Raw genomic sequence first — 17182 nt, forward strand, 5'->3', positions numbered from 1 at the left:
ATCCACTATGGTCGAAGGTCGAAGTAGCACAGATCCAGTGACGCTCTCCTTAAAGAGCTTGTCAAAAGACATGGTGGAGCTTAGCACCCGACTCGACTGATGGAAAGAATGGGGGAGTTATGTTGGAAACTGATCAATCAGCCACTCCATGGCTGATTTCTCATCCTGAAGCGAAAGACACTATTCGTCTTTTCTGCTTGCCCTATGCAGGAGGAGGGGCATCAGCTTACCGAGGCTGGGCAAATGCGCTGCCCCGGGATATTGGAGTGTACCCTATCCAGCTTCCAGGAAGGGAGAACAGGATTGGGGAACAGGCTCTATGTGACATGGAGGCGCTAGTGGAAGCAATCTCTCAAGCAATTTATCCGTATTTGGATCGCCCATTTCTCTTTTTTGGTCATAGCTTAGGGGCGCGAATTGCTTTTGAGCTTGCACGAGCTGTTCGAAGAAAATGGAAGCTCCAGCCTTGCCGCCTGATTGTTTCAGGTAGTCGAGCTCCAAACATACCAGAGCCACATCCTTTGCACCATTTGCCTGATGATGAATTTGTCAGTGAACTGCGCCGTTTTTCCGGTACTCCCGAGGCAATTTTGCAAAACAGGGAGCTCATGAACCTGTTTCTCCCAGTACTGCGAGCGGATTTTGCTGTAGACGAAACGTACGTGTATGCAGAGGAAGCACTCCTCAAATGCCCGATATCTGCATTTTGCGGGACTGAGGATACGGAGGCGAATCGAGAGGAGATAGAAGCTTGGGAGGGTCATACCAGCTCTGATTTTACGCTTGAGATGATTGAAGGGGATCATTTCTTTTTGACAGCAAAAAGGGAGAGGCTTATGCAATCCGTTACAAAAATCATTTCACAGCAAAAAGAACGAACGCTTTCAAGAAGGGACAGCTAATGGATGGGGATCAATCGATCCAGCTAGAGAAATAAGACGCCTTTTTTCGCCATTGGGAATAACGAAATGGCAGGGATCACAACTAACATTGTTTCAACAGATCAGGCATGCACAGGAAGGCAAATTAGCCATAAAAGCGGGATATGGGAGTGTGTACGGACTACTTCCGCGCATCTTGTTGGTATAGTGGTGCCTTTTTGTCCAGAGCGCTATCGCATGCATCTCGACTGGAGAGTGTTCAAATGTCATTGAAGGAATCTTCTTAGTACTCTGGTAATACAAATGCCCGACGAACATGAAATGTAAGCCAAAAACCTGGCGGAATGAACGAAGGAAAAAGTGAGAAATTGGAAGGGAATTCAGCGTTTTTTTACCAATATCAAGAAAATTTGTGGCTGAAAACTATTGACAATGATTATCATTATCAATATCGTATTGTTAGACAAACCATCACGATCATGCAACCAGATTGACAGTACCCTGCATAATCCCGCTTTGGGTGCACAATGATTGACCCGCAGGTATTCAAGAGGAGGACATAATGAAAGCGACTACAGAATGGTTTGAGGATACTGCAAAAAATTACGAACAACTCGGATTTTGGGAGCCAAAAACGCTTGGTCAGCAATTGCGCATATGGGCCCAACAATACCAGAATCGAGAAGCGCTAGTGGAAGGAGATAGCAGACTCACCTACAAAGAGCTTGACAGTCAGGTTGATGAGCTAGCTTCTGGTTTCATTCAGATGGGAATCAAGAAAGGGGACAATGTGGCTGTACAGCTTCCGAATCGGATTTCCTTCGTACTCACATGCTTTGCTCTCTTTCGCATTGGTGCTTTGCCGATATTGGTCTTACCTGCTCATAGAGAGGCTGAACTAGACGGAATTTTTACACTCGCCAAACCGGTTGCTTATATAATACCAACTACGTTTCTTGGCTTTGACTACACCAAAATGGCGCAACAATTGGTTAAAAAGCATCCGTCCGTCAAATTTGTCATGACTGATGGAGAAAGCGACATCGGCATCAATCTTGCTGATATCAGCGGGACACCACAAGAGCTAGATGTACCATCATACAAGGACACGGCTCTGTTGCTCTTATCCGGTGGAACGACCGGTACTCCAAAGCTCATTCCAAGAACTCATGCCGATTACGCATACAATGCAAAAGCAGCCGCAACGCGCTGCAAACTGACTCCGCAAAGCGTCTATCTTGCTGTTTTACCGATTGCGCATAACTTTCCTCTCTGCTGCCCCGGAATTCTTGGCACACTGTCTGCTGGAGGCAAAGTCGTGCTGTGTCAAACAACAAGCTGCGACGAAGCTTTTCCCCTTATTGAAAAAGAGCGGGTGACCATCACTGCGCTTGTACCTTCTATTGTCCATGTATGGCTTGAAGTGCTGGAATGGGATACCTCCAACGATCTCTCAAGCCTTGAAGTTCTACAGGTAGGCGGCTCCATGTTAGATGAAAATCTCGCAAAACGCGTCATTCATGAAATGAAATGTAAGCTCCAGCAGGTGTTTGGAATGGCAGAGGGTCTCATCTGCTGCACATCCCTTGATGATCCAGAGTCTGTCATCATCAGTTGTCAGGGACGTCCACTCTCCGATGCGGATGAGGTTCGAATCGTTGATGAATATGGAAATGACGTTGAGGCAGGTGCATATGGGGAACTTATCGTTCGAGGCCCCTATACAATAAGCGGGTACTACAGAGCCCCGGAGCAGAACCGCGAGAGCTTCACTCCTGATGGCTTTTATCGTTCTGGAGACAAGGCAAGGATCACACCGGAGGGAAATTTCCAGATCGGGGGACGAATCAAGGAGCAAATCAACCGAGCGGGGGAAAAAATTATGCCTGCTGAAGTAGAGGCGTACCTGCGTATGCATCCAGATATCAAGGATGCCGCTCTGATTACTCTGCCAGACCCAACACTTGGTGAAAAAAGCTGCGCTTATATCATTACTGACAATCAGGACATCACCCTTGCTGACATTCATGCCTTTTTCCATGAAAAGGGAGTGGCGCGTTATAAGATGCCCGATCAAATCGAATTCATCGATTACTGGCCGCTTACTAGCGTCGGTAAAGTAAATAAAGCCAAACTCAAAGAATTAGCGACAGCACCAAAGAGCCATGCAACGACGTGCGAGGTCTCCTATCTGGAGGAAACGATTGCTTTTGAGGGAGACGTTCATTTGGCAGCTTCACAAATTGTTGAGCAAAGTCTATATGAAAACTATCTGCTTTATGAAAACGGTGATGAGCTGTCGTTGGGGATGGGAATTCATGCTCTTCTAACTGTAGATGAGCAACATACAACCCTAGCCTATGACAACCAAACAATCCGTTTTGAAAATAATTTGCTAAGTGCAACCATTGACAAAGCATTTGCTTCTATACCGCTAAAAAACTGGCGTGCTTATGGAACGGTTAACTTTGGAATGGCCCGTTATTATCAGAATCTGCCATTACTGTCTGAAGCCGGTCGTCTTATTAAGCTGTTTATTCCAGAGGTGGAGATTCGTTTTACCAAAGGCTCTATTCTGTTAAGAGCTCTACGTGAAGAAAAACGAAATGAATTCGCTGATTTACTGCGAAAGCTTCGAGAGAATGGACTCGACGACGAGAAAAATGCGCTTGTACAAAGAGTGGTCAGTCAAAAAATGGATGTTCCTGAGGTGGATACGTATGGCGCTGAAGCCTACATGCAAGGGGTAGCAGAGGCTGTTCGAGAGATTAAGGAGCGCAAATACCACAAGGTGATCCTATCTAGAAAAATTCCGATCCACCAAGAGCTTGATATGGTGGCTAGCTATATCGCAGGTAGAAGAGTCAACACTCCTGCTCGTTCCTTTTTGCTTAGCCTCGATGGTTTGCACGTGGCTGGCTTTAGTCCAGAAACGGTGGTTGAGGTTGATAGCAATGGATGGGTAAGTACCTTCCCGCTTGCAGGAACACGGTCGCGTGGATGCAACGAGGACGAGGGAGACAAGCTTAAGGATGAGCTTTTAAATGATCCTAAGGAAATCGCGGAGCATGCGGTATCTGTAAAACTTGCCTTTGAAGAGCTAAAAAGCGTCTGCGATTCTACGACGATCCTTTTAAGTGATTTCATGTCTGTTGCCAGTCGGGGAACCGTTCAGCATATTGCTTCAAGATTGAAAGGGAAAATAAAGCCTGAGTTTAACTCATGGGATGCGTTCCGTGCCCTGTTCCCTGCCGTCACTGCTTCTGGTATTCCCAAAAAAGAATCGATCGATGCCATAGGCAGACTTGAGTCTGAACCGAGAAATCTCTACAGTGGCTGCGTCATGACCTTTGACAGCGATGGTGCAATGGACGCAGCGCTGGTGCTACGAACAATCTATCAACAAAACAACAGTGCATGGCTGCATGCCGGAGCAGGCGTGGTAGAGATGTCTTTACCAACCAGAGAGCTGGAAGAAACACGTGAAAAATTGAGCAGTTTTTCCAGGCAGCTGGTTGTATCCAGCCGTGAAGTAGAAAAAGTAAAACCAGTATAGGCATTGCCTGGGAAGGTGGTAACTCTGATGAAACATCTGCGCATTGACAGCCAATCCACAAGCCCTGCCTCCTCATTAAGCTATGAGGAGGTGCGGAGGCAGATTCAGGCTATGCTGCCTGCGCCTGTCGAGTTTCATGATGATCAGAATCTGATCGAGCTGGGGCTGGATTCGTTACAAATGATGAGAATGGTCAACAAATGGCGAAAGGAAGGCGTGAAGGTTACGTTTGCTGAGCTGATCGCTTCCCCTCACCTGAGCGATTGGTGGGCGCTTCTGCAAAAAAACAGTCCAGCGCCTTCTTCCATAATTGACAATAATATAACAGTCCAAGCACAAACAGTCCAAGCACAAGAGGAGACGAATAGTCCTTTTGCGCTGACGGATGTGCAATATGCCTATTGGATTGGACGTCAAGATGATCAGCCGCTGGGCGGAGTTGGATGCCATGCCTATCTTGAGATTGATGGCACAGGCGTGGAGCATGGACGTCTGCAAGCCGCATGGGAACAGCTATTCAGGCATCATCCGATGCTTCGAGTAAGATTTTTGGCCGATGGACTGCAAGAGGTGCTGAACACTCCTTATACAACAACAGTGCCTGTACATGACCTGCGTTTATATACCGAGGATGAGCTCGCTCTGAAACTGGAGAGTATACGTGGCCGTCTGTCACATCGTCGTCTGGCGGTGGAGAAGGGAGAGGTAGCGGGTCTGGAGTTGAGTTTGTTGCCAGAGGGGCGTACCCGGTTGCATTTTGATATTGATTTACTTGTTGCTGACGTGCAAAGCCTGCACATTCTGTTACGTGATCTAGCAGCGGCATATGCACGTGGCTGCCAACCAGCGGCACCTGCTCATTGGAGCTTTGCCAGCTATCTTCAGCATGAAATACAGCACCGGACTTCAGATAGAAAGCAAGCCGCCCACTATTGGCAGGAGAGGCTGTCCACGCTACCAGGAGCGCCGGGCTTACCACTGAAGGAAAAACCGGAAATGATTAAGGCACCTGTTTTTACAAGAAGGAACTATTTCATGAAAGCTGAGGACTGGAAGCTTTTACAAAAACGATCCGCAGCCAAACGAGTCACACCGGCGATGGTACTGTTAACGGCATATGCAGAAATTCTTGATCGCTGGAGCACCCATTCGCAGTTTCTCATTAATATACCATTGTTTGATCGTCAAACCGGTGACGCTGGCATTGAAGAGGTTGTTGCCGATTTTACCAACCTGCTTTTGCTTGCTGTTGACCTACGTACCCGTCAATCCTTTTTGGACCGTGTTCATGCGGTGCAAGCACAGTTTCATCAGGATGTCGCTCACGCAGCTTATTCGGGCGTACAGCTTCAACGTGATTTGGCGAGAGTTCGCCCGGGGGAGCGGGATTTTGCTCCTGTTGTTTTTGCATGCAATTTAGGTACACCGCTCATCAATGAGGAATGCCGTCAGACTTTAGGACAGCTCTCCTATATGATTTCGCAAACGCCCCAGGTATGGCTTGATTTCCAGTCCTATGAAATGGATGGTGGCTTATTGCTGGCGTGGGATTCTATCGATCAGCTATTCCCGGACGGCATGATTGACCAAATGTTTACTGCTTTTGGCCAACTTATGGACTGGCTAGTTGCCCATGACAATGATTGGCAAGCTACGCCAAAGCTTCTCCCTAATCTGGAGCGGCAAAGGCAGAACCAGGACAGTGAATTGTTACTTGCACAACCGGGTCAATGCTTGCACAGTGCATTCTTTGCGCATGCTGCTACGAATCCGCAAGAAACGGCGTTGATTGATAGTCATACAGATACAAATATTTCGTATGGCGAACTATCTAGGTACGCGTTGCAGGTGGCGGCTTTTCTTAAGGAACAGGGAATAAAATCGAGCGATCCTGTTGCCGTTACCATGCCGAGGGGAATCAACCAAATCGCTGCGGTGCTTGGCATTATGGCACTTGGTGGCTGCTATGTTCCGATTGGCACCGGACAACCGGCTACTCGTCGCGAGCGAATTCATAAAAAAGCAGACATTCGATACGTTCTAACCGATGATGAATGGGCTCAAGCTTTGGATTGGCCAGAGGATGCCGTTGTCTTGTCAATCGCGAACGCGGTGAGCATAGCTCCTTTGAGTGAACCGGTTTCAATTTCTGGGGATAGTCAAGCTTATATCATCTTTACTTCAGGCTCTACTGGTGAGCCAAAAGGGGTAGAAATCAGTCATTTTGGAGCATGGAATACGGTTGCTGACATTAACACGCGCTATCAGGTTGGTTCCACTGATCGTATCTTAGCGGTTTCCGCTCTTGATTTTGACCTTTCTGTCTATGACATATTTGGACTATTGAGCGTGGGCGGCTCTCTTGTGCTGATTACCGAGGAGACACGCCGTGATGCTGGCCATTGGGCTAAGCTGGTTGACAAGTATCAGATCACACTCTGGAATTCGGTCCCAGTACTGCTCGATATGCTATTAATCGCCGCGGAAAGCGGACAGTACGACAGCTTGCCGATTCGCTTAACGATGCTGTCCGGTGACTGGATTGGCCTAGATTTGCCACCGCGTCTGAAACGTGTAGCCCCGCATAGCGAGCTGATAGCGATGGGGGGAGCTACAGAAGCATCCATCTGGTCAAATTTCTTCCAGGTTACATTGCCGTTGCCAGCGCATTGGACATCGATTCCTTATGGGCGTCCGCTGACCAATCAGGCGTATCGAGTGGTGGATATCAAAGGAAGAGATTGCCCCGACTGGGTAGCAGGCGAACTCTGGATTGGAGGAGCCGGTGTCGCATTAGGCTATCGGGGTGATTCGGTGCTTACCGAAGAACGTTTTGTTAATTGGAATGGTTCCCGTTGGTATCGAACCGGTGATCTAGGACGATATTGGCCTGACGGAACAATTGAATTTCTCGGACGCCAGGATTTTCAGGTCAAAATCAGAGGACATCGTATTGAGCTGGGTGAGATCGAAACGGCCATGAAACAGCATCCAGGTGTACGCGATGCAGTCGTCACAGCAGTGGGCGATTCTAGGGAAAACAAGCATCTGATCGGCTATGTGGTTCCAGAACAGGCAAATGAGTCATCCTTGTATGACAGCGTAAGCGCTGATCTGAAACAGACCGAGGTACTCTGGGACAATGTAATGAAGGCAGGACGCGAACAAGAATGGCTCAATGAGATTAGTCCAACAGATTTTCCTGTGTTTTGGGCCTATATGGAGCGCCTTGGTGTTCGCTATATTTGCCGTGCGCTGAAACAAGCAGGGGTAGATTTGCAGACAAATCAAAGCTACACGCTCGATTCTCTGATGCAGTATTGTAGCATTCAACCTCGTTACCGCGAGTTAATCAGACAGTGGCTTCAGATATTGGCCGACGAGGGCATTGTCAGAACAGAAGCACCGGACGCATTCGTGATCGTTCAGACCATATCGGAAGAACGGCTTGAGGAGACATTGGAAAGCCATTTACCTCCTGTATGGGAACAGCATGCACAAGCACTTTTACGTTATCTCCAGCAAATGGACAACGCCAATGCTGCACTTTTGACAGGAGAGCTTGATCCGCTGGCTTATTTCTTTTCAGATGAGCTGGGTTTGACCCCAAATGATCTGATGCAAGCACTTCCTGGCACAAAGCACAGAAATAGCATTGCACAATCAATCATGGAAGATATCCAACATGGCCTGCAAAACAGATCTGAACCGCTGCGTATTTTAGAAATTGGCGCAAGGAGCTCAGCGTTAACTGAATCGTTACTAGCTTTACTGCGCTCCGATGCAGCCCTTTATACATGCACGGACAACTCGACCTTCTTTACAAGTGCGGCTAAAAACAGATTCAAGAAGTATTCGTTTGTGCATTATCAGTTGTTGGATATCGATCAAAATCCACTGGATCAGGGCTATGATGCGCATCAGTATGACGTCATTATTGCCTCGGATTCTCTGCATCGTGCACGTAATCTTGAAACGGCTCTTTTACATATGCAATCCCTTCTTGCTCCTGGAGGCTTGCTGATTTTGCTGGAAATGACGCGCAATAGTCGTCTACAGCAAGTAAGTACAGGGTTCCTTGAGGACGGATTTATCCATTTTGAAGACGAAAGACACGCAGAACAACGACCGCTTTTATCTGTTGAAAAGTGGCAACAATTATTGCAGGAACAAACCTTCGCGCAGGTTGCCTCCTTCCCAGAGCAGAATGATCCGGCAAGTGTCTTTGGCCAGCATGTAATCGTTGCGCAGGCACCGCATCATGTTACACAATTCAGCCCGGGTAAGCTTTCTGGTTTTTTGAGCCAAAAGCTGCCTGATTACATGGTGCCATCAGCTTTCCTACTACTGAGCGAAATGCCACTCACTTCCAATGGTAAGGTGGATCGACAAGCACTGCCGACCCCTGACAAGCTGATCAAGGCTAAGGCGGAAAAGGCTTATACAGCTCCAAGGACGCCAATTGAAACAGACCTTGCGGCGATCTGGTGCCAGCTTTTTGATATGGATCGTGTTGGTATTACGGATAACTATTTTGAATTGGGCGGAGATTCTCTTTTGGCTACCAAATTAAGTGCTCTGGTACGCAGTAGGTTTGAGATAGAGCTGTCATTGGGGCGGATTTTTGAAAAGCCTACGATTGCAGGGATGGCAGAGCAAGTCCAGACGCTTAAGGACCAGAGAGGGCTGCATGACGATTCGGCGGAAGCTCTACCACAAATCGTACCGATACCACAGGATCGGAACCAGCCTTTCCCATTGACCGATATTCAGCAGGCGTATTGGGTGGGTCGAAGCGGTCTATACGCATTGGGCAATGTTTCCACGCATTGTTATTTTGAGATTGAAGGGCAAAATTTAGATATTGAGCGGATCAATCGTGCTTGGCAGAGACTGATTGATCACCACGAAATGATGCGGGCTGTTATCATGCCGGATGGCTGGCAGCAACGAATTTTAGAGGATGTTCCAGCCTATCTGATTCATGTCAATGACTTACGAGGAAAGGCCCCTGAAGAGGTCGAAGCCGAATTGGAGCAGATTCGGGAAGAAATGTCGCATCAGGTGCTTTCTACAGACGTGTGGCCTTTGTTTGACGTAAGGGCTTCCCGCTTTGGAGAAGAGTGCGTTCGTTTGCATATCAGCTTTGACAACCTGATTTTTGATGGGTGGAGCATGTTTCATCTTCTGAGCGAATGGACTAGGCTCTATCATGAGGCGGATGCACCGTTGGCGACATTAGAATTGTCATTTAGGGATTATGTTCTTGCCTTGGAAGAGCTTAAGGCATCTGAGCTGTATCAACGCGATCTCGATTATTGGATTGCTCGATTGCCTGATTTGCCTCCTGCTCCTCAGCTACCTTTGGCTCAAAGTCCAGAATCTCTTACGGAACAACGATTTAGCCGTTTGGAAGCAAAGCTGTCTAAACAAGCGTGGCAGAAGCTTAAAAAACGGACGGCGGAGGTTGGACTTACACCGTCAGGAATTCTACTGACAGCTTATGCTGAAACGCTTGGGGCTTGGAGCAAGAGCTCCCGTTTTACAATTAATCTGACACAATTCAACCGACTGCCGCTTCACGCACAGGTTAACGATATCGTAGGAGATTTCACTACATTGACCTTGCTGGCTGTGGAGCTTTCCAAAGGTAAGACATTGTTGGAGCGGGGACGGAATTTGCAGCAGCAGCTTTGGAGCGATTTGGATCATCCGTATGTTGGAGGAGTTCAGGTACAACGCGAATTGGCAAAGCAAACGGGTGAGCATCATGGTGTCACGATGCCGGTAGTCTTTACAAGTGCTCTTGGGGTTAGCCAGTGGAGCGGTAGCGAGACAGATGGAAAGTGGCTGGGCAAGCTCATGTATAACATTACGCAAACACCGCAGGTATGGCTCGACCATCAGGTAGTGGAGCAAGACGAGGAACTGCTCCTGATTTGGGATGCGGTAGAAGGGCTGTTCCCTGAGGGAATGCTTGCTGACATGTTCAGTGCTTATTGCCAATTGCTACAGCGTCTGACTGACGATGAGGCGATCTGGCAGAAAGAGACGTCTAGTCTTATTTCTGTTCCACGTTTAGAGGCAAGGATTGAGGCCAACGATACAGATGCGCCTGTATCTTCAGAAACGCTCACTGGACGATTTGCAAAACAAGCGGTTCAGCAATCGAACCATCCAGCCGTCATTTCTGCCAATCGGACTTTGACGTATGAGGAGTTATCCCTCTCTGCCGATAAAATTGCTAATTTGTTGCAGGCAAAGGGAGCCAAGCCTAACACACTGGTTGCCGTTGTGATGGAGAAAGGCTGGGAGCAGGTTGTGGCAACGCTTGGGATTCTGAAGTCTGGTGCGGCGTATCTGCCTATCGATCCAGCGCATCCTGACGAGCGTCGTTCGCAGCTATTGCGTGACGGACAAGTTCGCATTGTGCTTACTCAGTCATGGTTGGATGAGCGATTGAGCTGGCCTGAGGACGTTGAACGATTAGTAGTAGATCAGATGCCAGCAAGGGTTGAGGCAATGAGCCTACTGCCGTTTGCAGGGCAGCCAGAGGATTTAGCCTACGTGATTTACACCTCAGGGTCAACAGGTTTGCCAAAAGGGGTTATGATCGACCATCGAGGCGTTGTTAACACGATTGAAGATGTGAATCAACGTTTTTCTGTAGGACCACAAGATCGAGTACTGGCCCTTTCCAATCTGAATTTTGACCTATCGGTGTACGACATTTTCGGCATGCTGGCAGCGGGTGGAACGATCATCATGCCAGAAGCAGACAAGGCCAAAGATCCTGCCCACTGGATTGAATGGATGAAGCAGGAGCAGGTGACAGTCTGGAACACGGTTCCGGCACTGATGCAGATGCTGATCGAGTATGCTTCCGGAAGAAATTTAGAACTGCCGCAAACCCTGCGTCTGGTTCTGTTGAGCGGTGACTGGATTCCATTAGATTTGCCAGACAAGATTAAGGCTTATTTCCCACAAGTACAGGTGATCAGCTTGGGTGGAGCCACAGAGGCGTCGATCTGGTCGAATCTGTATCCGATCAAAGACATTGACCCAAGCTGGAAGAGTATTCCTTATGGTCGTCCGATGATCAATCAGCGCTTTTATGTGCTTAACGAATGGATGGAAAATTGTCCGGTATGGGTGCCAGGACAGCTCTATATCGGTGGAGTCGGCCTTGCAAAAGGCTATTGGCAGGATGAAAGCAAGACAAATGACAAGTTCATCAATCATCCGCATACAGGTGAACGTCTCTATCGTACAGGCGATTTGGGTCGTTACTTGCCTGATGGCAATCTAGAGTTTCTTGGTCGGGAAGACTTTCAGGTGAAAATCCGCGGCCATCGGATTGAACTAGGAGAGATTGAAACGGCTCTGAACCGTCATGACGGAGTGAAGAACGCTATCGTTGCAGTACCGGACGAATCAGGCGAGGAGAAACGCTTGGTGGGGTATGTGGTACTTGATCAGCTAAGAGGAGCGGAGCTGTTGGAAACCGAGCAGGCAGATCCGGCTGATTGTGAATCACGTTGGCAGGAAATCAGCAGTGCTGGTCAGCTACAGGCCGCCCAAGTTCCTGATTCTATGGATGTTGAGGAAATCGCGCGGTTCCTCCATGAGGCCGACCGTGTAAGCTCTGCCTTCATCTGCCGCACGCTAGATGAGATGGGGATGTTCTCAAGTCAAGGAGAGCGTTATTTTATTGATGATCTGGTGCGCCAATGCAAGATTCATCCGCGTTACAAGACCCTGCTGCTTCACTGGCTTACTGTGCTTGTGGAAGAAGGGCTACTCGTTAAAAATGAGGACGGAACATACCAAAGTCTCCGTTCATTACGCGAGGGGCTAGCTACATTCACTCAGGATAACACGTTGTCGGTATCACCTGCAGGTATGGAAGCAGTACAGGCTCTAGAAGATCATTTTTCGCGAGACTCTTCCTTGTTTATGAATCTTTTAACAGGCAAGCTTGATCCACTTGAGCTTTTCTTTACAGAAGATGCTTCGTTGACACCAGCAGGCCTGAAGAGGTTTGACTTTACGCGCGAGTATTACAGCAATCTTGCTAAAGAGGTGTTTTGCACCATAGTGAACAGCTACCCAGCTGGCAAAGAGCTGCGGGTGCTAGAAATCGGTACAAGGGTCGGAGGTTTGACACAAACACTTGTTTCCGCTCTGCCTGTGGAGCGTACTCGATATGTCTACGCTGACGAGTCTGCCTTTTTTACAGATAGGGCAAAACAGGAGTGGGGAGAGCAGGCGCCACTTGAATACGGGTTGTTTGACATGAATACAGCGCCGCTATGGCAAGGCTATGAACCGCATTCTTTCGATGTCATTGTCGCAGATAATACTCTCCATCGCTCACGAAACCTGGATATGACACTTGAGTACCTGAGAGGAATGCTGGCACCGGGTGGAGTTATGCTCCTAGTAGAGTCCACTCGTAATAGCCGACTTATGCTGACCACTGTCGGGTTCTTCGAAGATGGATTCAGTCATCTAGAGGATGAGCGTAAGGCGAATTATCTTCCTTTATTAGCGCCAGATCAATGGTGCACGAGACTGGAGAGACAGGGCTTTTCACATGTACGGGCATTCCCGCAAACCAATCAGGTCGCAGCAAAATTCGATCGACATCTCATCGTGGCACAGGCACCTGAAACAGTTAAGGTGTTTAGACCAGAAAAACTGTCCGATTGGATGCAGAAAATGCTACCTGACTACATGGTGCCAACCGAGTATGTGCTACTTGATAAGCTACCCCTTTCAGCTAATGGAAAAGTAGATCGTAAAGCACTTGCGAAGCTCGGCGGGAAGAAGGAAAGCTTGCCGAAAAAAGCACATGTTGCACCTTCCACACAGACAGAAATCAGCATAGCTAGTGTTTGGGAAGAGGTGTTGAATTGTAGCCCGATTGGGATACACGACAGTTTCTTCGCACGGGGCGGGGATTCGTTACGTGCGATTCAATGCATCAATCTCCTAAAAGAGCGATATCAAATTGGATTGTCGATGCAAACTCTTTTTGAGTATTCCACGATTTGCATGCTTGCAAAGTTCATTGACACAAGTGCTTCAGAGACGGAACAGCTTGCGGCAAATTATGACGAGGGAACTATTTGATGAACTAAAACTGACCTGCGTTGTCTTCAAGGAGAATGAACAAGGAACAGCGACTTTTTGCCAATCGTCAGCCTTGTCTTCTCTTTGAAGGCAAGCGCACAGAATCAGGCTGGAAAGGGAGAGAGACCATTGGATAAAAAAACGATTGGCATCCTGGGAGCTAGTGGAACCGTAGGCAAAGAAGCCGTACAGACCATTCTTGCCTTTACAAACCATCATGTTGTGTTAGGAGGCAGAAATCCTGCAAAGCTTGGTGAGCTTTTTAAGGGGATGGAAGAGAGGATCGAATGCCTGCAAGTAGATGTTTTTAACGAGGAACAGCTTCATCGCTTTTGTAGCCCATGCGATATCGTCATCAATTGTGCGGGGCCTTCCAAGCAAATTGTCGATACAGTCGCCTCTGTATGCATAGACCATGCCGTCCATTATGTAGATGTTTCAGGAGATGAGCATCTCTATCGTCAATTGCTAAAGAGACAGAATGAGATCACTGAGAAGGGACTGCTGTTTATCATTTCAGCAGGGGTTTACCCTGGGTTATCAGAAATTTTCCCGGCCTACATCGCTGAAAACGATTTTGAAGAAGTCGATTTTCTAGAATTGTTTTTTGCGGGTCAGGGCGATTTTTCCTTGAATGCGGCCTACGACATTGTGTGTAGCATTGAGGAAGATACCGGGTTGGGTATGACCTATTGCAAGCAGGGAAAAGCGCAAAAAATAGATGGCTCGTTTCATCGAAATTATGAATTGCCACTCCCGGCAGGCAAACGTGACACTTATCCGATCTTAACTCAGGAATTCAGCCAAATGGCTAAACAAAAGAATATATCATCCGCCTATTTTTACAATAGCTTTCAAAATAATTCTGTCTTGAATCAATTTGTGATGATCAAGGCTTTGCAGCAATACAAAACAGAAGAACAGAAAAAGGCTTCAGCCCAACTGCTGGTTGAGCAGTTCAATACAAAGAAACAGGGTGTTGAGGACTTCACTATGTTTCATCTGAATGCCACCGGTAACCGTAGCGGTAAAAAAATGCGGCTGGTTTCAACCCTTTTGTATCCGGGAGATTGGAATCGGTTATCGGGCATCATTGCCGGAACGGTAGCTCGTTTGATTGCAAAAGATAAGAGTGCCAACTCAGGTTGCTTCTTTGTGGCAGAAGGCGTATCGGCGACAAGTCTGATCGATGCTTTACGCGAGCAGACGATTGACCTTACGCATTCATTAATCGAAATAAAGTAGAGGTGGCATATGATAGAGAATCGTAGGTTGCGTACCGTGGTATGTGGTTCCCGATTTGGACAGTTCTATCTGGAGGCTGTTAAAGCATTGCCAGAACAGTTTGAATTGGTAGGTTTATTGGCAAAGGGCAGCGAGCGCTCCCGAAGTTGCGCAGAACGTTACGGTATTGAGTTATATACAGATATTGAGCAACTTCCTGACGATATTGATCTTGCTTGCGTCGTAGTACGCTCCACAGTCATGGGCGGCAATGGCACTGAAATGTCGCTTAAACTGCTTGCTCGCAACATTCACGTCATTTCTGAACAGCCGATCCATCACAAAGACTTAGCTCTTTGCCTCAAGGTAGCGCGACAGCATGGCGTACATTTCAAGACAGGGGATCTCTATGTACATTTGCCTGCTGTGCGCCGTTTTATTGCATGCGCCCAGACAATGCTACAACAACAACCAGCCCTATACATTGATGCTGTGTGTTCCACTCAGGTTTCTTTCCCGCTGATGCACATCCTGCAAGAAGCATTGCCGACCATTCGTCCATGGAAAATCAGTCATGTCATCAAGGATGAGGGACCGTTTCAAGTGTTAACCGGCCTGCTTGGAAAAATTCCGATTACCCTGCGGGCCCATAATGAGGTTGATCCCCATGATCCGGACAACCACCTTCATTTACTGCATCGGGTAACAATTGGCGTGGCAGGTGGCAGTTTGTCACTTACAGATACGCATGGTCCTGTTGTGTGGCAGCCGCGTTTGCATGTTCCGGATCTTCCGAACATTCATGAGCAACTGTCAGCGGCACCACCCGCACACTTGCTTGGAAATAGCACGCAAATATTGGGACCAGCAGAGCCTATCAGCTATAAGGACATTCTAATGACGCAGTGGCCCCGGGCCATCGGTAGGGATTTATTAGCAATGCGGGAGATGATCTTCGGGCAGGTTGACAAGTCTGTAATGGATACACAGGCGCAACAGGAGCTTTTATGCTCGCGTCAGTGGCAGGATTGGACTCAGGCATTGGGATATCCAGTGCTACGCTCCAACAGCAATCATCAACCGTTGTCGATCGAGTCTTTACAGGAAGCTGCCTTTCGTATCGCGGAAGCTGCATGCGATCATACCGAGTCATCAGTCGATCCTTTGACTAAAAATGATGTATTTTCTTGCACAGCATATGCTGAGAAAGAATGGAGAGGGATTAACGCTGAACAAGTGAGAATGTGCATTGAACGACTAGATGAAGCAGCTTTATCTTCCATGCTGTTTGCCTTGCAATCGCAAGGAGCGCTTATAACAGCCGAACAGGAATATAGAATGGAAGACATTTTCTCTGTCGCGAAGGTAGCATCACGTCATCAGCCTGTCATTATGCGTTGGTTACAGATATTGACGGATCGCGGTTATATAACGCAGTCCGATAAAAAGTATCAATGCTCGATTCAGATGACAGCAGATGAGGTGCAGCGTCGTTGGGAGTTAGTTAAGGAAGCATGGAACGGAAAACTTGGCTCTCCGATGGTCATCGACTATCTCATGGCTAATGCCGATAAACTCCCGGAGCTGATGAATGATAGTCAACAGGCCGCACTGCTATTATTTCCCGAGGGACGCATGAATGTTGCTAATGCTCTGTATCGGGATACGCTTATAGCGCGGTATTTAAATAAATCGGTAGCAGAAGCGGTGATGCGAATCGCTGCTATCAAACAGGCTACGTCCTCTTCTTTGTCTACTTCCTCTAAGGCTTCTCTACGCATTCTGGAGGTAGGCGCCGGGACGGGAGCAACCACGGATGTAGTTGTGGAGCGGCTGAATGCATCCGTTTCCAAACAGTTGAATCTGGATTATCTGTATACAGATGTGTCTCACTTTTTCCTTTCAACAGCTCGTGAACGCTTCAAAAATTACCCTTGGATGCGATTCCAGACTGTCGATATTGACAAAGATCTGTTTGAGCAGGGATTGACACCTGAAAGCATCGATATCGTTATTGCGGCAGGCATGCTTAACAATGCGCGCGACACGGATCAGGTCATCCGCAATCTCATGCAAAGTCTTGTTCCGGGAGGATGGTTGGTCATTACAGAGCCTACTCGGGAATTTGTGGAGATGCTGATTTCACAGGCCTTTATGATGACTCCTCCCGAGGACGATCGGAAAAACACGCAATCAACCTTCATGTCTGTTCAGCAGTGGACTGATGTCATACAGGGCGCAGGTGCCAAGGAGTTTGTCATACTGCCGAATGAAGAGCATCCGCTCGCTCCCCTGGGACAAAAGCTATTTGTTGTCAGGAAGGAAGCGGATGCTGACGTATAGCAGCATTGCTGTAGCGTCATCCATCTATAACGAAATGGTCAAG

At 47.9% G+C, this 17182-nt stretch carries 5 protein-coding genes; all 5 read left to right on the plus strand.

The window, feature by feature from the left end:
• The first annotated feature begins 119 nt into the window (after positions 1-119).
• The 5 genes from O0550_RS09125 (at position 120) to O0550_RS09145 (ending at position 17139) form a co-directional block, all read left to right on the plus strand.
• Positions 120-902: a thioesterase II family protein gene (locus tag O0550_RS09125; RefSeq protein ID WP_258426089.1), complete on the plus strand. Its 783-nt coding sequence runs from the start codon at positions 120-122 to the stop codon at positions 900-902.
• A 541-nt stretch (positions 903-1443) separates the two neighbouring features.
• The gene (locus O0550_RS09130) at positions 1444-4437 is read left to right on the plus strand and encodes a salicylate synthase (RefSeq protein WP_258426090.1); all 2994 of its coding nucleotides are present in this window, start codon (positions 1444-1446) and stop codon (positions 4435-4437) included.
• Positions 4438-4464: 27 nt separating this feature from the next.
• The gene (locus O0550_RS09135) at positions 4465-13572 is read left to right on the plus strand and encodes a non-ribosomal peptide synthetase (protein WP_258426091.1); all 9108 of its coding nucleotides are present in this window, start codon (positions 4465-4467) and stop codon (positions 13570-13572) included.
• A gap of 129 nt (positions 13573-13701) precedes the next feature.
• Positions 13702-14817, plus strand: coding sequence for a saccharopine dehydrogenase family protein (locus tag O0550_RS09140; RefSeq protein WP_163245563.1), 1116 nt, complete (start codon positions 13702-13704; stop codon positions 14815-14817).
• A 9-nt stretch (positions 14818-14826) separates the two neighbouring features.
• A complete protein-coding gene (locus O0550_RS09145; RefSeq protein WP_258426092.1) occupies positions 14827-17139 on the plus strand; it encodes a bifunctional Gfo/Idh/MocA family oxidoreductase/class I SAM-dependent methyltransferase in 2313 nt (770 codons plus the stop codon).
• Positions 17140-17182: the final 43 nt, after the last annotated feature.

It is taken from the genome of Brevibacillus halotolerans (assembly GCF_026891775.1).
GTDB classification, from domain to species: Bacteria; Bacillota; Bacilli; order Brevibacillales; family Brevibacillaceae; genus Brevibacillus_B; species Brevibacillus_B halotolerans.